The sequence below is a fragment of the Paludifilum halophilum genome, from assembly GCF_002245355.1.
GTDB lineage: Bacteria > Bacillota > Bacilli > Thermoactinomycetales > DSM-45169 > Paludifilum > Paludifilum halophilum.
In genome coordinates this window covers 1-18,664 of sequence record NZ_NOWF01000014.1, presented here as the reverse complement: position 1 = coordinate 18,664, position 18,664 = coordinate 1, and the positions used below count along the sequence as shown (strand labels likewise).

The following is an 18,664-nucleotide window of genomic DNA, read 5'->3' as shown; positions in this document are numbered from 1 at the left end:
GGGTGTGGGCTTCCACTACAGGAAGGGGGAGCCTGTTGACGAATCGGGAACAAATCGTGGAATTACTTCAAAGTATGCAGTTAAACCAGACCTTGACCTTTCCCTTCACCGTCAACCATACGCAGATCCATATCCGCCGGGTGATGCGGGCAGCCGAAATGTATTGGGTTGTTGAAATACCGACTCGAACGAACCCGTACTATTCCCAAGATGTCCAAAGTACCGTCGATTATCTGCTTCAAATTCGTCCATTAAAACAGTTCAAAAATCCATTAAAACACTTCCGGGAGGAAACGGTTTTCGATACCGAATTTCATGCTTAACCGTTTCCCCCGTCTAAAAGACCTTTAACATCCGCGTTCGTCTCGGATTTTTCATGGAACGTACCGATTTTTCTCCATCCGGAGAACAGTCATCCTTTTTTGTCCAATCGATAGTCGCTTCATTGCAAAACGTGTGTTTTGGTTCTCGAACCCGATTTCGACCGCCGCCTGACCGGCGTGAAGGAAACGGCGAAATGACCCCTTATCCCCTGCGATACAGGGTTTTTTTTCAAGCCGGCAGTCCGTCCCTTTTTCCCGCCTTTGGCCTACACAATCATCTGTGAATATTGCAAGCAAGAGGTCTCGATTTGAATGGTGGTATGGCGAATATGAAATTCCTCTTCCACCTTTTGAAGCGCCTCTCGTAAGATCTTTTGTCCGTCCCGGTCTTCCTCGATGACAAGATGACAACTTAATGCGTCTAAACCGGAAGTAATCGTCCAAATGTGCAGATCATGAACATCGGAAACGCCGGATATATTCCGCAGCGATTTTCTGACCTCTTTTTGATCGATCGCAACCGGTGTTCCTTCCATCAAAATGTGTATGGTTTGTCGTAAAACCCCCCAGGCGCTTTTCAGAATCAACAGAGCGACCAGCACACTGATGAAAGGATCAGCCAGATACCAGGAAAACAGCATCATCATCAATCCCGCGACAATCGCTCCGATAGAGCCCAATGCATCTCCGATCACATGCAGGTAGGCACTCCTCAGATTCACATTGCCTTTGACATCCCCTTGGCTGACCAAGGACCAGGCGCTGAAAAGATTGGCAACCAAACCGATCAAAGCGATGACCATCATCGAACCGCCGGCGACTCGGGGAGGTTCGATGAATCGCTGGACGGCTTCCCATATGATAAAGCCGGCGATCACAAATAACGTCACTGCATTAAACAGAGCCGCCAGGACTTCAAAACGATAAAAACCAAAGGTTTTATAAGGGGAAGGTGGACGTGTAGCGAACCGCATGGCAAGCAGGCTCAACCCGAGAGAGCCTGCATCGCTCAGCATGTGTCCGGAATCCGACAGCAATGCCAGGCTATTGGTTACCAATCCCCCAAAGAACTCCAGCAACATGATTCCCGTCGTAATGACAAAAGCGATCGTCAGGCCCTTTTTGTTTCCCTTCCGTTGATCGATCTGAGGATGATGTCCGTGGTGATGATGGTGATGCATACATTCCTCTCCCCTATCGTCAGAGTGAATATCGACCAGATCCGGTTTTCCCTTTTATCGCCCGGACTTTCCAACCTCCTTGATCGCTGTTTCCTAAACACTCGCTTTTACAAAATATGTTTATTATTTTTTATATGAGTATATGCTCATATTTAGTTTATTATAGTTTATCGCAAGTACAGGGGTTTATCAAGCTCCTTTTTCAGGGTTATACCTTCATCTCTGTATGCTGGAGCCTTTTCTTTATACGGACCAGCGGCCTTATCAGTGAATGATTTTTGGTATCTACAAAAACACCAGTGACTGTATAACAATCCTCTGTTTGTCTATTTTTTGCCCTTACATACAAGATCGATTTATACTGGAAGACAGAGTTCATCCGATCATGTCATACGTTTGTGCCGTGGTAACGATTCCATTTTTGAATAACCCTTTCGTCCCATCGCCTTTGGAGGACGATCCATTTTAAGGGGGGGTACATATTGAAAGCCTGCGATCACGATTTCCTGTCTCCGGAATTAGTAGAGGAAGTCTCCCAAACCTTTAAGGCACTGGCGGATCCTACCCGCATCAAAATTTTGTATCTCCTCTCCCAGGAGGAGTGTTCGGTGGGCCACATTTCGGAAGTGCTGGAACTATCCCAATCCGCTGTTTCACACCAGCTCGCATTGCTGAGAAATCTCCATCTGGTCCGCTATCGCAGAGCCGGGCATACGTTTTATTACTCTTGTGATGATGACCACGTGATTACCTTATTAAAACAAACCATTCGTCATATCGAACACGATTAAAACACCAAAGCACTCTCCAGTATCGGAGAGTGCTTTGGTGTACGCCCGCCTGTTTCGCCTATGGATGGGGCGATCCGCGCCTCAACGTTAAGTCTGCGATGACCGGTCGATGATCGGAGGCCAGGGTGTTCGGCACATGGGCCGATTCAACCCGAATTCCCGGTGTGGCCAGCACATAGTCGATCCGTTTTGTCGGTTCACCGGCAGGAAAGGTGTAACCCGGGTCCGAACGGGAAGCCCATGCATCCTCATATTTTTGGAACAAATCCTTTAACTCCTGCGCTTCCGGTGTGGCATTCAAATCCCCTATCAAAAGATGTTCACGATGACGCCGGGACACAATGTTTAACATGTCTTTCACTTGCATTTCCCGGATCGACGGATCCGACCGGTAGTCCAAATGGGTCACATAAACCGGAAGATGCACTCCCCTCACATTGACCACCACCTCGGCAAAACCGGGGGCCGGCTTCGGAGAAGGATCGGGCTCCTGGGTGGAAAGCCGGGTAATCTCGTGATTCCTGGCATCCAATATCGGGTATTCCGTTAATACAGCTACTCCGAATTCCCTGGGGGGTTGACCGTCCCGACTGTAAATCGGGGCAAAAAAAACATTCATATTCAGCTTTTGAGCCAGAATCTCGATTCCGTTTTCAAAACGACTGCGGCTTCCCCAATGAACATCCACCTCCTGCAGACCGACCACTTCCGCTTCGGATTCACGGATCACCCTCGCGATCCGGTCCAGATCATAAGACTGATCCCAACCGATCCCGGCATGAATGTTATAGCTCATAACCCGAAGGGTTTGTTGGGGGCCGGCTCGGGCTTTTTCGATGTTTACCGGGAAAAACAAGAAGGTCATTCCGATCAAAAAAACAAGCCCTGCGGAAAAAAACCTGTTCATATCCATCCTCCTTCGTTACCCGTTCACGACAGGCGGAACACTGAGGGATGAGGTCAAAGGATTGATTATTTTATTCTGTTTCTATCTTATGAAAAAACCCCCTCGGAGTACGGACCGCTCAGAGGGAGTTCAGTCGGATACGGGTCGTCACCGGTTTATTTCAAGGCATCGAGAACGTTTCGGACATTGGAGGAGAATGTCTCGCCTGCGGCCAGGTCCCAGTTGATCGACCAAGTCATGACACCTTTGATCCCGGGATAACCACCGGATTTTCTCAGCTGGTAAGTACCTCCGAAAGAGTCGCCCTTCGCGAGATAATTCAGGGCTTTTTCAATCCCCGCCGGCTCCAGATATCCTCCCGACGGAGCGGCGGATGGAGAAGCCGGAAGGCCGAACGCGACTTGATCTTCTCTCAATCCCGGAAAGAATTGATCAGAATCGTTTGCCACAGGAAAGCCGTGTAATAACATCTCAGCCATCGCTACCTGAAAATCAGGGGTTCCCTGGGCGTAGCTGCGACCGTCAAGCCCGGTCATCGCCCCTGAATTATAGTGTTGGACATGAATATAAGTAAGCTCATCCCTGAGGGCATGGATGACAGGGAGATAGGCTCCCCAAGGCCCGCCGTAAACGGTATATCCTCCCTGAACATAAGCGGTCTCGGGAGCCATCGATAAGACAAAATCGGAGCCAAAACCGCTGCGGATCGAACGAATCGCGGAAATCATATGAGTAATCGCTGGTGTCGTCGGATTTTTAAAATCCGTGTCCCCGGGGTCCAAGAAAAGAGAACTGCCTTCCAGATCGATATCGATTCCATCAAAACCGTAACTCCGTATAATCTCTGACATGGATTCGACAAAACGTTCTCTCTCCGTGCTGTTTTCCAGCCGGATATGACCGTTGGCCCCGCCGATGGAGATGATCACTTTTTTGCCCTGATTTTGGAGATATTCGATATCCGCCTTAAATTCTTCGGGGGTGGCCTGAAAAGGGGTGAACCCCATTTCGCCGGGAACCCTTCCGGTCGGTTCTGCAAAAGCAACATTAATTACATCAAACCGGGGCGAAACTTCCCGGAGACGAAGCACTTCCGACCCATTATCGAAATTGTGCCAATAACCGATCAGGGACTTACTCCCCCCTTGTTCGGCGACAGATTGCCCTTCAACTGCCGCAAATCCATGAACCGGGATCCAAGCGAGGAGAAGAGTCAAAACCAACGTCAACACCGATCCGCTTTTTAACTAAGCTCGCTTTTGAAAGCTTGTCCTTCTCATCCCCATAACGGATTCCTCCCCTTTCGATCACCATTCTTCCGACTAGTCGGAAAATAAGGGACAGACCGATACAACCATTCACCATCCTGTTGGTTCGGGGGTTCACACCTCCTTGAACATCATCGGCTATCAGGGAATGAATTTTCCACCTATTTCGTATTTTATATAAATGGGATGCGGATGTCTATACCAATTTTTCTTATATAAAAGCCCTCTTCCGAAAGAACAGAAGAGGGCTTTTCGGACTTCTTTTATGTGGCTTCCGTTCGGCTGAAGCTGACGGTGGCCAAAATGATAAAGATAAGCCCCGCCGCCACCATGAACAAAACTTCTTCCGTAAAGGTGATGGTGTGATTGAAAACGGATAAGTTTAATCCCATCGCTTCTTTTAATGCAGGAGTCATCTGATCCGCCTGCAAAATGATCTTTTTAAACATGTCGACCGCATAGGTCAGCGGATTGATCTTTACCAACACATTCATCCAGGCCGGCATTCCACTAAGGGGAAAGAAGGCGCCTGACAGAAACAGCATGGGAAAAATGAGGATTTGGATCACCATTTGAAACGCTTGTGACGTCTTCAAGGTACTGGCGATCAGCAGGCCGATCGAGGAAATGACGAACGCAACCAAAAACATGACCGGGATCAGCCGCAAGATGATGGACAGATTGATTTCCAGGCCGATGAACGGCACGAAAATCATCATCAGCAATCCCTGAAAGACAGCGACAGTACTGCCCCCGAGTACTTTTCCAATGGCGATGGACATCCGGGAGATCGGAGAAACGAGGATCTCACGCATATAACCGAACTCTTTATCCTGTACGACAGATAATGCGGAAAATATGGAAGTTGTAAACACTGCCATACCGACGATCCCCGGAAACATGAACTCCACAAAATCGAAATCGCGCAGCGGACCGGAAGCACCCGTCCCGCCCATCATGGCTTTCATCGCCCCGCTCATACCGCTTCCGAACAAGATCAAGAACATGAACGGCATGGCAAAAGAGCCGACCAACCGGGCCCGGTCCCGGAAGAATTTCAAAACATCCCGCTGCCATATGGCCACGATTCCCGCCATTATCGACGCCCCTTTCTCATGCTCATTTTCATATTCCGTTTCATGATCTCCTTTTGAGAAGCGGTTTCTTCCCTGATTTCTCTACCGGTCAGGTGTAGAAAAACATCGTTCAGCGTCGGTCTGCGCAGATTGACACTGTGAAGGGGAACCTCAAATTCCCTGACGAATTGAACCAAAAATTCATCCCCTTTGGTCACATGAAAGGTCAGCCGGTTGTCTTTGTTCTTCACGTTTCTTTCATAGTTCTGCTCGATCTTGGCCTGAGCGGCTTCATTATCCGAGGTGGAAATTTCCACAACATCGCCGCCGACCTTGTTTTTCAATTCATAGGGCGTATCCAGCGCAATCAGCTCACCATGATCCATCACGGCGATGCGATCGCATATTTCCGCCTCATCCATGTAATGAGTAGTCAAAAAAATGGTGATCCCGGCCTTCTCCTTCAGCTTTAAAATATACTCCCAAATGTGGGATCTCGTCTGAGGATCCAGCCCCACCGTCGGTTCATCCAGAAAAAGAACCTTGGGATAATGCAACAACCCCCGGGCAATCTCCAAACGTCTTTTCATACCGCCGGAAAAGGTTTCCACGATTTGTTTGCGCTTATCCGCTAGATCGACAATATGGAGTACTTCTCTGATTCGCTCTTCCCTGATCGACGGATCTACGCCATAAAACTTACAATGGAGCATGAGGTTTTCGTTGGCTGTCAATTTATCATCCAGTGTTGTTTCCTGAAAGATGATGCCGATACTGTTTCGGACATCATTTCGGCTTTTTACGATATCAAAACCGTTGATCCTCGCCTCGCCCCCCGTCGGTTTCAGCATGGTGGACAACATGTTGATCGTGGTACTCTTTCCCGCTCCGTTCGGGCCCAAAAAGCCGAAGATTTCACCCTGTTCCACAGAAAAGTCGACCTCTTTCACTGCTTCAAACTGTTTGAAATCTTTTTTGAGACCCTTGACTTCAATAATGGGATCCATGATGACTCCTCCCGGACCGATTTAAAAGGTGAACCGTTCTTTTCTTCTAGTGCCCCTTCAGGCCACTTGGTTCTGTCTTTCTGCCAAGGGTGGGCCACAGGAACGGTCGGAGCCGGTTTTCCCCTTCGCTTCGCATCGACAAATGAAGGCACTCCGTGAAAAACCGGCCCCTCCCTTGTCGGAAACACGATCGACTTTCTTAGAAGGGGCACTAGGGAGTAAGACCGCGGGCGAATATACGGATCGCATCCTTGATAAAATCTTCATCCTTGATATCCGAAAACATTTCTTCCACTCCGATCACCCCGACCATATTGAGGAAGACCACCGCGATTGCCGGAGCCTCTGGCTCGGTCTGAAGCAGCTTCCCCTTCTCCTGCATCCGGGAAAAATAGTCCGCCAGGAGCTTTTTCAACTGATGGGGATTTTTATATAACATCTTTTGTTCCAAATCCGGAAAGTTTCGGATCTCGTGCATGAAAACCCGAAACACTTTTTCGTTTTTCTTTATATGGCGCCGGTACTCCCGGCTGAACATCAACAGATCCGTTTCCAAATCCCAGACAATCTTCTCCTTGAAAAACGTTTGCATGGGGCTGTCATGAGACGATTGATCGATGGCGTAATCCAGGATGTTTTTCTTGGTGCCGAAGTGGCGAAAAACCGTCATTTCGCTGACGGAAGCGGCGTTGGCAATCTCTTTCGTCGTCACGGAGCGAAACCCTCTCTCCGCAAACCGATCGATTGCCGCGAGCAGAATTTTGTCTTTGGTGTCCATAGAGTCTGTAGCCATGATCCAACCTCCGCATTCCGTGTTAGTAAACACTAACAATGTAAATCATACATCTTTTTTCCCCATCCATCAACCGCGTCTTGATTCGGCCCGCATGGATTAGCAGACCTGAAACAAAATATTTTATCATACACTGATTTTGGGTTACTGTAAGATGATGAGAAAGGAATGGATCTCGTGATGATTGACTTTTTTATCGGGCTGGACCCTGTCTTTCAGGCTTTGATTACAACATTATTCACTTGGTTAATGACCGCACTCGGAGCCGCACTGGTTTTTATGACAAGAAAAATCAACCAAAAACTTTTAGACGGGATGCTCGGTTTTGCCGGAGGTGTCATGATCGCCGCCAGTTTCTGGTCTCTGCTTTCACCGGCTCTTGAAATGGCGAGGCAATCCGAAATCCCGGAATGGATCCCGGCGGCAATCGGTTTTATATCAGGAGGCATTTTCCTGTTAATCGTGGATAAAGTGTTACCGCATCTTCATCCGACATTGCCGAAAAGTGAAGCGGAAGGATTCTATCCGAAAACCCGACGGCGCAGTACATTACTTGTACTGGCAATCACGCTTCATAATATCCCTGAAGGTCTTGCCGTCGGTGTCGCATTCGGGGCGGTGGCGGCCGATTTTCCGTCTGCATCACTGGCTGGAGCCGTCGCCCTCGGTCTCGGCATCGGCATTCAAAACTTTCCCGAAGGCGTGGCAGTCTCCTTCCCCCTCAGGCGGGACGGAATGTCCCGTAAAAAAAGCTTTTTTTACGGCCAACTATCCGGTATTGTGGAACCGATCGCCGGTGTAATCGGTGCACTGGCGGTTATCTTTGTTCAGCCTCTTTTACCCTATGCCCTCAGTTTTGCCGCAGGTGCGATGATTTTCGTCGTCGTTGAGGAAGTGATTCCCGGATCGCAGGAAGAAGGAAATACAGATCTCGCCTCCATGTCCCTGATGGCCGGTTTCGCCATTATGATGATTCTGGACGTGGCGCTGGGGTAACACCGTCTTTTTTCCAATGAAGCACTTCTTTCCGGTACATCATTGTGATAAAATGGGTAAAGGGTAAAAAGTAGGACTTTCTATCAATCATATGATAGACTTGGGAACAAACCGGATTTTCCTCACAGAAGGCTTTCTTTATGGACTCGAATAAAAAGAAACCCCAACGCGGATTTGACGACCAGGACTTTTGCCACTCAAATGACCATTGCCCAACTCTGGAGATTTGTCCCGGCTGTGCTCGTCGTACTCGGTTTCCTTGCTTACCTCTTGATTTCTTATCTGTTTTAGAGATCGAGACGCTTCCGACAGTCGGCGTTCATAGTAAAACCACAGTCCCGCATGGATGCGATTCTTCAGCTGGGGGAACCAATGGCTGAAGAATTTTTTCATGTTTTGATATAAAGGAAAGGGATGATCATGTTCAGTATAAAAATAAACATAGAAGCATCCAAAATAGAAATGGACATCAAGGGGGGATAAAATGGGAGCTGCGGTCGTTGTTCTCTCGGTACTTTTACTGATCACTTTGAGTTTGTTCAGGGTCAACGTCATTCTGGCCCTATTAATCGCGGCACTGGCGGCAGGTTTGATGGCCGGCTTATCGTTGACGGAAACGACCGATTTACTGGTCTCCGGGATGGGCGGACAAGCCAATACGGCCTTAAGTTATTTATTATTGGGCTTTTTTGCGGTTATGATCGGCTATTCGGGAATTGTCGGATTTTTGGTTAAACGGATGATCCGATTACTGAAAGGAAAACGTTCCGTTCTTTTTCTCGCCATTGCCGGAGTGGCCTCTTTGTCACAAAATGCGGTACCGGTTCATATCGCATTCATACCGATTCTGATTCCTCCGCTGCTGCATTTGTTTGACACCATGAAAATTGATCGCCGCGGGGTGGCCACAGCGTTAACATTCGGACTGAAAGCACCTTATATGATGATCCCGGCAGGGTTCGGTCTTATTTTTCAGGGGATTATTGCTGATGAAATGAAGGCCAATGGGATGGAAATCGCACTTTCCTCGGTTTCAACCGCCATGCTGATCCCCGGTACAGGCATGATTTTCGGTTTATTATTTGCTGTCTTTGTTTCGTACAGAAAAGAACGTGAACCTCGCAAAGCCCATGTGACTCCCGGCGAAGCCGAGGTTTCCGCTGCTGATGAAGGGGCTGTGGAAACATTTTCGAGGCACCATTTGTTCACCCTTGTCGCCATTACCGCTGCCCTCGCGGTTCAATTGACAACCGACTCTCTCGTTTTAGGTGCGTTGACCGGCGTGATATCCATGTTTATATTTTTTGTTGTTCCGTTCCGTCAAGGCGATCATATCGTTCATGAAGGCATTAAAATGATGGGTATGATTGCTTTTGTGATGCTGATCGCCTCCGGCTATGCAACGGTTCTGCAGGAAACAGGTGCGATTAAATCCCTGGTCGCTTCCGCCGCCGACCTTTTAGGGGATAACCAATTATTGATCGCCGTCGTGATGCTGCTGGTCGGTTTATTAGTGACGATCGGCATCGGCTCCTCTTTCGGTACCATTCCGATTATAGCGGCTTTGTATGTGCCCCTCTGTGCTGAAGCCGGATTTTCCGCCTTAGCCACCGCCGCCTTGATCGGAACGGCGGGTGCGATCGGAGATGCCGGATCACCGGCGTCGGACAGTACGCTGGGGCCGACATCCGGGCTCAATGCGGATGGGAATCACCACCACATTTGGGATACCTGCGTGCCGACATTTCTGCATTTTAATATTCCACTCGTCCTATTCGGGGTGGTCGCCGCTCTTGTCTTATAAATCCCCAGCACTACAAAAAGCCGCCCGAACTGGGCGGCTTTTTCTGAGGCTGACAAACGGCCGTATTTGATCGATTGGCGGAGAGGGTGGGATTCGAACCCACGGAGGGCGTAAACCCTCGGCGGTTTTCAAGTTTGATGCCTATAATTCAATATCGTTTGATACCGTTCAATTAGCCCATAATATCCACTGTTTATCTATCAAAATCAAATTCAATTGCATTTTTTGTTTGCAGTTGGTTTGCAAAGCGTTTGCAGTGGCAAAAAGGAAAAAGTGGACTAAAAATAGAAAGGGTGTACGAAGAATAAAAATGGGATTATATTGTTTTCAAGTGAAAATATGAAAGGTGGAGTGTTATGTTCCTATTCTTAGCTATATTGTCTACGTTCCTCTTTCTGGTTGGCTTTGTCACTTTGATTAAACCGTTTTGGATAATAAGATCAAGAAAACAGGCAGCTCTAATAACCTGTGGTGGATTGTTGTTCTTTATATTCAGTGTAATTGGAGGAGCCATCAGTGAGGGTACCAGTGAGGGTACAGAAGCTGATACTGGAGCCGACAAACCAAAACCATCTATTGAACAACATGTAAAAAATGTTGTACATAAAGTTTTCGGAGATAAGAAAAATGGAAAAGACACTGCACAAAAAGTTGAATACTCAAAGGACAAAGGAGAAGTCGAAGTACAAATATACTATGGAAAGCTTGTTTCCATAGACAGTAATCAAAAGATAACTCTAAACAGTGATATTGCAGATACAATGCAAGGAATTTTTAACCGAAAAGAAGTAGACAAGGTACTTCTTCAAGTATTTGTCGCAAGTCAAGATAAATATGGAGATGAGGATAAACTTAGTATTATAGGCGCTAATTTAGACCGAACAGAAGCCGAAAAAATCAATTGGGAGAATATATCTCTTAACAATTTCGATGAACTCGCTATAAACTGGTGGCATCCTGAGTTTCGTAATATCTCTTATTAAAAACCGGGCAGGGTGATCCCTCCCGGTTTTTATGATGCCTTTTGTTCTAGTTTCTTCAGTTTATTGGCTGTCATCTTGGCTGTGTGTTCGCTCATACCTGCTTTCATGAGACGTGGACGTCCTGGACGTCTATTCTCCATCTTCATTATCTCCAGGGCTATCTCCAGGGGATCATCTCCTGGAGAGTAAACAATGGTGGAGCTTTCTCCAGTCTCCGAGGTGGAGGTGGAGGGTGGAGACATGGAGGCAGGCTCCACCCCCTCCACCTCCAGGGTGGAGGAACTCTCCCGTTTTCCTACATTGTGTGAAGGATTCTCCACATCTCCATCCTCCATCTCCAATGTGGCAGGAGAATGCTTCTCCACTTCTCCACATTCATGGGTGGACTTCTCCACCCTCTCCACCTGATTCTCCAGCTTGGTGGTGGAGGTCTTCTGCCCGGTATGTAGGATTGCTTTTCCAACAACTGCCTCAGCCACGAGCGCGCAAAGGATAATAGCTATACCAATCGCCACCCCGCCACGACCAAATTCCCAACCATACGATATATTCGACCAGGCCACAAACGACGCACCCAATAATGTGGCCACCCTCACAGGGATACCCGGTTGGGTCCCAATGAAATGGAATACAGTGGTAACGAATGCACCCAAGAAAAACAACGCTTCAAACATAATCACACCTAGATGAGCCTGCCACCCGGTGTATCCATGCCGCTCAAAAAGATGCAATGTGTGAAGGTAAGAAAGGGTTTGAGCACAACCGAATATGACCGTGCTTAGAATACCAGTCACCCATCGAGTGAAGATTTTTGTTTTCAAATATGATATAGTTTCACCTGGACGGTCTGTTGTGATCGGCGGGGTAAGGTTGGACGCCATGTCCCCCGCCGGTTGTCGGGCCGTCTCTTTCATTTGTCGCCTTCCTCCTCCTTTTTGTCATATGGGCGGTATTGCGCCCGTAATTTCTCAAGCCGTGGCTTTAATTCCTCCACGTCCTGGCGGAGGAACAATTTGACGGAAGCATCTTTAATCGTCCTGAGGTCACCCTTTTTCATCAATCGGGTGATGTTCTGCCGAGTAACACCCAATATTTCCATCACTTCCGCTGTGGTAAGAACCTGGTCCGCCAGAAAGCGGACCAGATCCTCCCGATCCTTGAATTTCATCCATATCACCTTTTTAAGAAATAATTGACAACGGTTAAACCTGCAGCGATTAATACTAGGGTATCCGTAACGGTTTGAAACGTATCACCAAATGGCCATTCTCGAACAGCCAGGTATATTACGAAAAACACCCAGAATGTCGCTCCCATTAGTTTACCCATGGATATTTGAAGTGGAATTTTGGTATAATTTTAGGAGGGGGAGGGGCGTTCCCCCTCCTGTGACTCACTACTTTTTACGCTTCCGACGGCGTTTGTGGTGAGTCTTTTTCTTTTTTGGCTCCATCTTTTCGAGGATGGTCATCATCTTTTCGATGATGGTTAGTACCCCGACGATCAGAGCCAGAACCTTGATCCAAAATTCCACTTCCCTCACCTCCTTTCTGATTCTATAATACCAAACCTATGAATATAAGTAAATAGATTTTTAAGAATTATTCGGATTTTTCCATCAATAAAATACCGGACAAGGATATTTCCCTGTCCGGTTTATCCGATCTATATGAATTGTTCGCCTAGTCTATTATTCCTTTGCATGGTAAAATATTCATAGGCAAGAGAGAACGGAAAAGCCTCACCGCCAGGGCCGAGTTTACGGCAAAGGGGGTGAGGCGTATGGAATGGCTGCAAGGAATTGCGGCGATAATCGTCGCACTTGTGACCATTGCTCGCTTCTTCCTAGAGTGGCATGATCGCCGCCGGAATAAGCGGCGTTGACCCCTTGGATTTGGGCTAGCATAATTAAAAGCCGCTAACGAGTCGGCATCTCGTTAACGGCTACAGGCCCACAGTGGGGCATCCCTACTCTGTTCTCTCTTGCCCTTATTATACACGTTTTGTGTGAGGATATTCAACTTAAAGCTTACAGATGATATACAAATGTTCATTTTCTATACATAGGCTTTTTCCTCTTTTTTTCTTCATTTCAATGGTATCTTATTTGATTGTTCCTCTATATCCAATATTTCATAACTTCTCCATTCATCCGGGTCCATCCAAAAGGGGGGTGTTCGAAAAGATCGATTGTCAATATTAAAAAAATAAAATTGAATCAATGTCCGCTCTTTGATTTCATCTACAGTATTCACTATATGTAAGAAGTTGATGTAATATTGTTTACAAGACATTGCTTCCACTGTAAATGGACATTCAACTTTCTTCCCTTTTTTCCCTTTTGGATCTAGCCCTTCTACCCCTATTTTGAACCGACTTAATGGTTTAATCATAGCTATTGGCTTCCACAACAAAGAAACATATCTCCACTTTTTATACAATTGAACTATCCAGCGCCGTAAAACGAAACTACCTACTTCCCACCGATCAAAATAATCCCAGATGTATTTCTTCCGCCATTCAGATCCACGTTTCCACCAATTTCCTACCATATCCAAAGTCTTTTTCAACCATCTAGGTGTTGAGATCCACGGTTTGCGTATCACTATCCCATAGTCAATAACACACAAATCCACATTTGTTGGATTCCGAAGTATAATCTTTATTCCTCCTTGTGTATCCGGGTTTTCACTCGAAATTCTTTTAATTTCGGATGCAACCAATTTTGCTTTACCTCGATTCTGATTAACCGCCACCCAAACTGCTAAGATCGTACCAAAAGCAGCTAACCAGCCACCAATGGCGTCTATTGCAGACCATATTTCCTTATTCAAACCAAACAATCTGATTCCTCCTTGCAACCTTTTCCCTTTGATTATACGACACGTAACAAGGAGCAAAAAGCCACTCTCCCAAAGAGTGGCTCCAAATATAAGGTTAACTCTCCACCTGGTTTTCAGTATATATTCAAATATATTTCAAATCGCGTTCAACTTTGATATTGATTTCCTTTTCATTGTCCGTCATGGATTTCTCAAGTACTTCAGCAATTTTTCTTCGGGCATTCTCATCAACATCAAAATACCCGAATTGCTCCCCATTCTTGTAGAGCCTCCAAAATTCCTTCAATTTCTTTTCCTCTTTCTTCTTCGGTGGCTCCATCAACCTTTCCCAAGTAAGTGGCCCTGGATAGCCATCGGCTCCGCTTCCGCTCCAACCTTGATCCCGTTGGAAAGCCGCTGTTGCTTTTCGATCAACCTCAGAGAAACGCGGTCCAGGACCTACTTTGTAGTATTTCCCATACCCATGTTCATGGAGGCGTTCACCCAGCACTGTTACCGCCGGGTGTTTCTTCCCTATCTTGAAAGCACTCCGCCCTGGGAAGCTCTTCCCATCCCATTTTGATCCTTTCACCATCTCTATGAACTGGCTCCAATGATGTAATGTCCGATGCGGACAGTTTTTCCCGCTCCAGTGGCGATGCGGGACCACCCGGCTGACGGGAATGTCCAGCTCATCGCACAAATGACGTACCAATTGAGCAGCGTTAGCCTCTGCTTTGGCAAAGTCTCCATCCCGGTTTTCACAGATTTCCACTCCGATACTGGCCATGTTTCCCGATCCTCGTCCATCTCCGGCGTGCCAACCGTTTTCATCTGTCGGGAGATGTTGCCAAATTTCTTTATCATCGACTGTGAAATGCCATGATGCCTGGCGACTGTTACCGTTGTAAAGAAGGCGGGCATGGGCTTCAGCGTCAGCACCTGCACTGGTATTTCCGGTATTATGAACCGTTATATATCGGGGATTTATTTGGTATCCCGGACGGGTTTTCTTATGACTGACCGGAATGTACTTCTTATTGATTTTCATTCTTCTTCTCCCCTTTTCTTCGAAGGGTTTCGATCATTTCTTGGACCTTCGGCGGAATCGGCACCCCGATCCGCCCAGCATTTTCAATAATACTTAAAGCCTCATTCGCAAGATAAAAGGCCACCGTCCCGTCCCGGAACATGTGACCATCTCCCAGTTGCTGATCAACCATGTGGGCCAGAGCCACAATCGCGAATACCCCGACCTTGCGGGCAATTCCGTATACCCCGACTTGGCTGGAAAGTTGACCTTCTTTCGCTGCTGCAACCACTCCTGTGACATAGTCAGTCGCCACAAAAAACAACAGAGATCCCAACGCGGCGGACCAACCTCCCCATAAAAAAGAGGCGATCCCCGCCCCAATTCCCACCAAGGTTTTCAACACTGTTTCCACTCTCTTTCATCCCCTTTTAAACCAGTCTTCCGATATGGATAAAATCGCGGTCATCCTTGTTTCCCACTCCGGAATGAAACCGAAGCTCCGCTAAGTTATGAAGTAGCGGTAAGTCTTCCACCCGCTCTTTTGGATTTTGAATCGGTTGTTGCTCAAAATGGATCTCACCGTTTTGTAATAGACGGACATCTATTTTTGTGTCTTCATCTGTCGAATCGGCTTGAAAGGTTGCATTCTCAAAAACCACACCACATAAAATCCCGCCGGAAACCTCGACGGTCAGCGTGGCGGGATCAAACATTACATCAAGTCCAGACATTCCATCCGAACCCGCTAAAATCTTCGATTCTCGAATTTTCATTAAATGCTCCCCCCTGTACTACCAAGGTATCCGACCCGGTAGGCAATTCCATTTAAACTCAATTCGGTTCCTGCCGAAAGCGCGGTTCCTCTTGGTTTAATTTTGAGTTCAAAACCTGAACGGGAGATATTATAGGCTCCGTAGTTGTAGTAAGGGGACCATCCATCTACCCCTGTTAATACAACGGCTATACGCCCTAGTGAACCCGGATCGCTAAACACACGCGGAAAATACATATTCCCAGCGCTATATGTTTCGGTTCCTAAGTCTTTAGTGAGAGTTATAAATATAGAAAACTGTTGAATTTCTGGGGCAGCCTGAACACTGTGCAGGTCACGAGGATATTCCAGCAACTGATCCTGACGAACCATCTCGTCATAGTATCCGCGCACCCAATGAATCTCAAAACCATCATCCATTGTTTGACCATCGGTCCACGCTTGTACATATAATCTTGCCCTGACAGTCCCCGGCGGAAAATCAATGGTTCGGGTTAATAGGTGCCAATCCTGATAGAGTGCTAGCTCTTCCACATATTCCAACTCATCAAAACGTCCACCTGTCTCGCTGTCGTAGAAAAACCAGTAAAACCGGACCCGATTGGTCGCCGAGCCACGCGTGATGTTGCAGCGGAATAAAGCCTGGAAAGTGGCCCGTTCGTTAAATACCGGAAATTCCTGTACTACGCCGTGTTGTGGCCCCATATCGGGCGAGACGTCTATATCAATCCGTCGTCCGGATGAATTGTAATGGGCCGTCCCCATGTATCTCCAATCGATCGCCTCATCTCCGGAAGGTTGGTTATCAAAATCCCCGTTTTTAATAAAGTTAGTCGAAATCTTATTCCCCCGGATCATCACCCCATTGTCGGAGGCGTCCGGCGTGCTGTAGACTTCCAAGCCGCCGCCCTTAATAACAACATTGCCGCCGCTGATCCGGACCATTCCCGAATCATCCCCGACAGTCACATTATCTGTTCTGATCCGCCCGGTATTGATCCGGTCGGCAATCACTTGATCACCCAGCACAAAAGTTTCCCAGTTGAATGTTCCGTCAGGGTTTCGGCTTCCTGCAATGGCAAGGCCTCCGTGCTTCAATTGCATAGCCTGATCCGGTGGGTTATCGATATTGTCACGCGGACGATTTGTGATCAAAATCCCGTCCTCATCTGTGATGTAGACGTAGCCATTCTGCGAATGAAACTCGGAGCGGGCCGCATCAATTATGCCCCGCAACCACCCAATCGGGTCATCCCGTCCAATCTTCTCTTCCACCCGGTCCTGAATTTCCCGAACCACCCCGGTTATATCCTTCAAAACGTTCCCCAGGGTGATCCGGGTATTCTCCGGTGCGATAAAGTCCCGCTCGATCTCAGATACCCGGGCCTCGATTTGAACATCCCATGCAAAATTTCGATCAATGACGGCCACGGTATCTCCCAAGCGGACCGCTTCATGACTGTATTCCCCTGCATTTACCTGCTCTAAGTCGAGAACATCCATTTTATAGGTAATCTCTGGTTGTCGTTGGCGCTTCAGCTCTTCCCATGTCTCTTGTAACAATTGCGCCGCGTCCTCTTGTTGCTCGTTGGTGTACACCCCGAATCGGTGTCGCCGGGTCCCGTCGGGATTGACATGGCCCCACGTTGCCAGCGCGTCCGGATCTCCAACCCATTCTTGGCCCTTTGGTTTGTCAACCGGGTCCCCGTCGCCCTCGCTCCATTCCACATCGGCAAAGGTAAGCCGCCGCCCGTAACCACCAGAATCCGTTTCCTCTCCTTTTCCCCGTCCGTAAAGCGCAGTCTTGATCGGCTTCATGTCGGTGATCCGTTCCACGCTGGTCAAGTCCTTGGAGTATTCAAAGCGCTTCCCTGTGCGGCGCCCCCGCTGTGCCAGAACGTCAACGTACCGACCGGTGATGGTGTTATTGGCTTCGATATCCACCCGGAACCGGATTTCTCCGCCCCATTCCTCGATGATCTTTTTGATCCCAGACATCCGGTTTTCATAGTAAAAGTTGGCGCTTCCGGTACCCAGATCATCAACGGTTCCCGCTACCCACTGGGAATCCTCCAAAAGGCGGTTCAACGCATCTCGGACGTTGGTGTTTCGCGGCCGGACATCCTCCACAATTTCGTCATTCAACTCCACCACGGCCAACTCTTCGCAACAGGCTTCCCGGACCATTTCGCCCTGGTTGTGCCTTTCCGTCTCTTCTTGAATGACAAAGGCCCGAAACGATCCGTCCAAGTCCTTGAAAACCGCCCAATATCCGCGCATAACAAAACCCGCCTCAGGATGGTGGGCGGGGACGGAGAAGGTCAGCGTTTCGCCTCCATTGATTTTTTGTTTGAGCTTCATTTCTTGGATCTTGCAAGCCTCCGGCAGATCGTTACTCAACGTCGCTATCCGGTGTTCTCGCGGGTTGTCTTCGGTGCCATGGGCGAAAATATGGATATCCGGCGTATTGCTCACTTGAACACCTCCCTCCATTTACCGCGGACCTCAGCAGATCCAACCGGATCGATGTTGATCGGGTTGGATCCTTTTTGAAAATAGATCCATTGCTCCGCGCCCAACGGAACCCGGTCCAGTGACAAAACTCCGTTAATCCGAACCGAGCCTTTCGTGTTGTCGATCTCCAACACGTCCCCCGGCTCAAACGAATAGTCCACGAATACCCGGTTTCCCGTGTTCGGGTCGGATATCTCGAAGTGGTCGGCGTAATCCTTAAACTCAACCGTCATAACCGGATAGGCACGATAGGTTCCGGCATAGTCCACGGCATCGTCGCTATCCGGCTCCACTGTCCATAGCTGACGGTGAAGGGTCGGTGTTGTTTCGGGATCGCTGGTTTTCAACACCTGCCGCGTGTAAACGGCCTTCCCGGTCATATCCGTACCGACTT

Annotated in this window: 20 protein-coding genes; 5 read left to right on the top strand and 15 right to left on the bottom strand. The window is 48.0% G+C overall.

Annotation, left to right across the window (positions count from 1 at the left end; genetic code table 11):
• Positions 1-35: 35 nt before the first annotated feature.
• Complete coding sequence (locus tag CHM34_RS17045; RefSeq protein WP_094265821.1) at positions 36-323, top strand: hypothetical protein; 288 nt, start codon at positions 36-38, stop codon at positions 321-323.
• A gap of 266 nt (positions 324-589) precedes the next feature.
• Here the strand turns inward: CHM34_RS17045 and CHM34_RS17040 are convergent, their stop codons facing one another.
• A complete protein-coding gene (locus CHM34_RS17040) occupies positions 590-1,504 on the bottom strand; it encodes a cation diffusion facilitator family transporter (RefSeq protein WP_094265820.1) in 915 nt (304 codons plus the stop codon).
• 482 nt (positions 1,505-1,986) lie between these two features.
• On the opposite strand from CHM34_RS17040, the gene CHM34_RS17035 reads away from it, so the two are divergent.
• A complete protein-coding gene (locus tag CHM34_RS17035) occupies positions 1,987-2,295 on the top strand; it encodes an ArsR/SmtB family transcription factor (RefSeq protein WP_094265819.1) in 309 nt (102 codons plus the stop codon).
• A gap of 58 nt (positions 2,296-2,353) precedes the next feature.
• Here the strand turns inward: CHM34_RS17035 and CHM34_RS17030 are convergent, their stop codons facing one another.
• From CHM34_RS17030 to CHM34_RS17010, 5 genes are all read right to left on the bottom strand, one after another.
• Positions 2,354-3,202, bottom strand: a complete 849-nt coding sequence (locus CHM34_RS17030; RefSeq protein WP_206093834.1) for an endonuclease/exonuclease/phosphatase family protein — start codon at positions 3,200-3,202, stop codon at positions 2,354-2,356.
• A 155-nt stretch (positions 3,203-3,357) separates the two neighbouring features.
• Positions 3,358-4,431, bottom strand: coding sequence for a chitinase (locus CHM34_RS17025; RefSeq protein ID WP_439116343.1), 1,074 nt, complete (start codon positions 4,429-4,431; stop codon positions 3,358-3,360).
• A gap of 302 nt (positions 4,432-4,733) precedes the next feature.
• Positions 4,734-5,567, bottom strand: coding sequence for an ABC transporter permease (locus CHM34_RS17020; protein WP_094265817.1), 834 nt, complete (start codon positions 5,565-5,567; stop codon positions 4,734-4,736).
• Complete coding sequence (locus tag CHM34_RS17015; protein WP_094265816.1) at positions 5,567-6,553, bottom strand: ATP-binding cassette domain-containing protein; 987 nt, start codon at positions 6,551-6,553, stop codon at positions 5,567-5,569. The genes CHM34_RS17020 and CHM34_RS17015 overlap by 1 nt, the downstream gene beginning before the upstream one ends.
• 211 nt (positions 6,554-6,764) lie before the next feature.
• Positions 6,765-7,346 (bottom strand): TetR/AcrR family transcriptional regulator, encoded by a 582-nt coding sequence (locus CHM34_RS17010; RefSeq protein WP_094265815.1) that lies wholly within the window; start codon positions 7,344-7,346, stop codon positions 6,765-6,767.
• 180 nt (positions 7,347-7,526) lie between these two features.
• On the opposite strand from CHM34_RS17010, the gene CHM34_RS17005 reads away from it, so the two are divergent.
• The 3 genes from CHM34_RS17005 (at position 7,527) to CHM34_RS16995 (ending at position 11,129) form a co-directional block, all read left to right on the top strand.
• Positions 7,527-8,342 carry a ZIP family metal transporter gene (locus CHM34_RS17005; RefSeq protein ID WP_094265863.1) on the top strand — a complete coding sequence of 272 codons (816 nt, stop codon included), beginning with the start codon at positions 7,527-7,529 and terminating at the stop codon, positions 8,340-8,342.
• A 484-nt stretch (positions 8,343-8,826) separates the two neighbouring features.
• On the top strand, positions 8,827-10,146 hold the full coding sequence (locus CHM34_RS17000; RefSeq protein ID WP_094265814.1) for a Na+/H+ antiporter family protein: 1,320 nt from the start codon (positions 8,827-8,829) through the stop codon (positions 10,144-10,146).
• Between the two features lie 356 nt (positions 10,147-10,502).
• Complete coding sequence (locus CHM34_RS16995; RefSeq protein ID WP_094265813.1) at positions 10,503-11,129, top strand: hypothetical protein; 627 nt, start codon at positions 10,503-10,505, stop codon at positions 11,127-11,129.
• Positions 11,130-11,158: 29 nt separating this feature from the next.
• Here the strand turns inward: CHM34_RS16995 and CHM34_RS16990 are convergent, their stop codons facing one another.
• The 9 genes from CHM34_RS16990 to CHM34_RS16955 all read right to left on the bottom strand — a co-directional run.
• Complete coding sequence (locus CHM34_RS16990) at positions 11,159-12,043, bottom strand: hypothetical protein (protein ID WP_094265812.1); 885 nt, start codon at positions 12,041-12,043, stop codon at positions 11,159-11,161.
• Positions 12,040-12,297, bottom strand: coding sequence for a helix-turn-helix domain-containing protein (locus tag CHM34_RS16985; RefSeq protein ID WP_094265811.1), 258 nt, complete (start codon positions 12,295-12,297; stop codon positions 12,040-12,042). The genes CHM34_RS16990 and CHM34_RS16985 overlap by 4 nt, the downstream gene beginning before the upstream one ends.
• 228 nt (positions 12,298-12,525) lie before the next feature.
• The gene (locus CHM34_RS19415; RefSeq protein ID WP_169713799.1) at positions 12,526-12,663 is read right to left on the bottom strand and encodes a hypothetical protein; all 138 of its coding nucleotides are present in this window, start codon (positions 12,661-12,663) and stop codon (positions 12,526-12,528) included.
• A 553-nt stretch (positions 12,664-13,216) separates the two neighbouring features.
• Positions 13,217-13,972 (bottom strand): hypothetical protein, encoded by a 756-nt coding sequence (locus CHM34_RS16980; RefSeq protein WP_094265810.1) that lies wholly within the window; start codon positions 13,970-13,972, stop codon positions 13,217-13,219.
• A 124-nt stretch (positions 13,973-14,096) separates the two neighbouring features.
• Positions 14,097-15,002, bottom strand: a complete 906-nt coding sequence (locus CHM34_RS16975) for a peptidoglycan-binding protein (RefSeq protein WP_094265809.1) — start codon at positions 15,000-15,002, stop codon at positions 14,097-14,099.
• Positions 14,989-15,396 carry a phage holin family protein gene (locus tag CHM34_RS16970; protein ID WP_094265808.1) on the bottom strand — a complete coding sequence of 136 codons (408 nt, stop codon included), beginning with the start codon at positions 15,394-15,396 and terminating at the stop codon, positions 14,989-14,991. The genes CHM34_RS16975 and CHM34_RS16970 overlap by 14 nt, the downstream gene beginning before the upstream one ends.
• A 16-nt stretch (positions 15,397-15,412) precedes the next feature.
• A complete protein-coding gene (locus tag CHM34_RS16965) occupies positions 15,413-15,757 on the bottom strand; it encodes a hypothetical protein (RefSeq protein ID WP_094265807.1) in 345 nt (114 codons plus the stop codon).
• A complete protein-coding gene (locus CHM34_RS16960) occupies positions 15,757-18,231 on the bottom strand; it encodes a phage tail protein (RefSeq protein ID WP_169713798.1) in 2,475 nt (824 codons plus the stop codon). The genes CHM34_RS16965 and CHM34_RS16960 overlap by 1 nt, the downstream gene beginning before the upstream one ends.
• Positions 18,228-18,664, bottom strand: a 437-nt coding sequence (locus CHM34_RS16955) for a phage distal tail protein (RefSeq protein ID WP_141201752.1), incomplete at its 5' end; no start/stop codon positions are given. The genes CHM34_RS16955 and CHM34_RS16960, both read right to left, overlap by 4 nt.

Excerpts from the sequence above, each read along its gene's own strand:
- CHM34_RS17005 (WP_094265863.1), top strand. The coding sequence starts at position 7,527 with ATGATTGACTTTTTTATCGGGCTGGACCCTGTCTTTCAGGCTTTGATT.
- CHM34_RS16990 (WP_094265812.1), bottom strand. The coding sequence starts at position 12,043 with ATGAAAGAGACGGCCCGACAACCGGCGGGGGACATGGCGTCCAACCTT.
- CHM34_RS17020 (WP_094265817.1), bottom strand. The coding sequence starts at position 5,567 with ATGGCGGGAATCGTGGCCATATGGCAGCGGGATGTTTTGAAATTCTTC.
- CHM34_RS16965 (WP_094265807.1), bottom strand. The coding sequence starts at position 15,757 with ATGAAAATTCGAGAATCGAAGATTTTAGCGGGTTCGGATGGAATGTCT.
- CHM34_RS17040 (WP_094265820.1), bottom strand. The coding sequence starts at position 1,504 with ATGCATCACCATCATCACCACGGACATCATCCTCAGATCGATCAACGG.
- CHM34_RS17000 (WP_094265814.1), top strand. The coding sequence starts at position 8,827 with ATGGGAGCTGCGGTCGTTGTTCTCTCGGTACTTTTACTGATCACTTTG.
- CHM34_RS16995 (WP_094265813.1), top strand. The coding sequence starts at position 10,503 with ATGTTCCTATTCTTAGCTATATTGTCTACGTTCCTCTTTCTGGTTGGC.
- CHM34_RS16985 (WP_094265811.1), bottom strand. The coding sequence starts at position 12,297 with ATGAAATTCAAGGATCGGGAGGATCTGGTCCGCTTTCTGGCGGACCAG.
- CHM34_RS17030 (WP_206093834.1), bottom strand. The coding sequence starts at position 3,202 with ATGAACAGGTTTTTTTCCGCAGGGCTTGTTTTTTTGATCGGAATGACC.
- CHM34_RS17015 (WP_094265816.1), bottom strand. The coding sequence starts at position 6,553 with ATGGATCCCATTATTGAAGTCAAGGGTCTCAAAAAAGATTTCAAACAG.
- CHM34_RS17010 (WP_094265815.1), bottom strand. The coding sequence starts at position 7,346 with ATGGCTACAGACTCTATGGACACCAAAGACAAAATTCTGCTCGCGGCA.
- CHM34_RS16975 (WP_094265809.1), bottom strand. The coding sequence starts at position 15,002 with ATGAAAATCAATAAGAAGTACATTCCGGTCAGTCATAAGAAAACCCGT.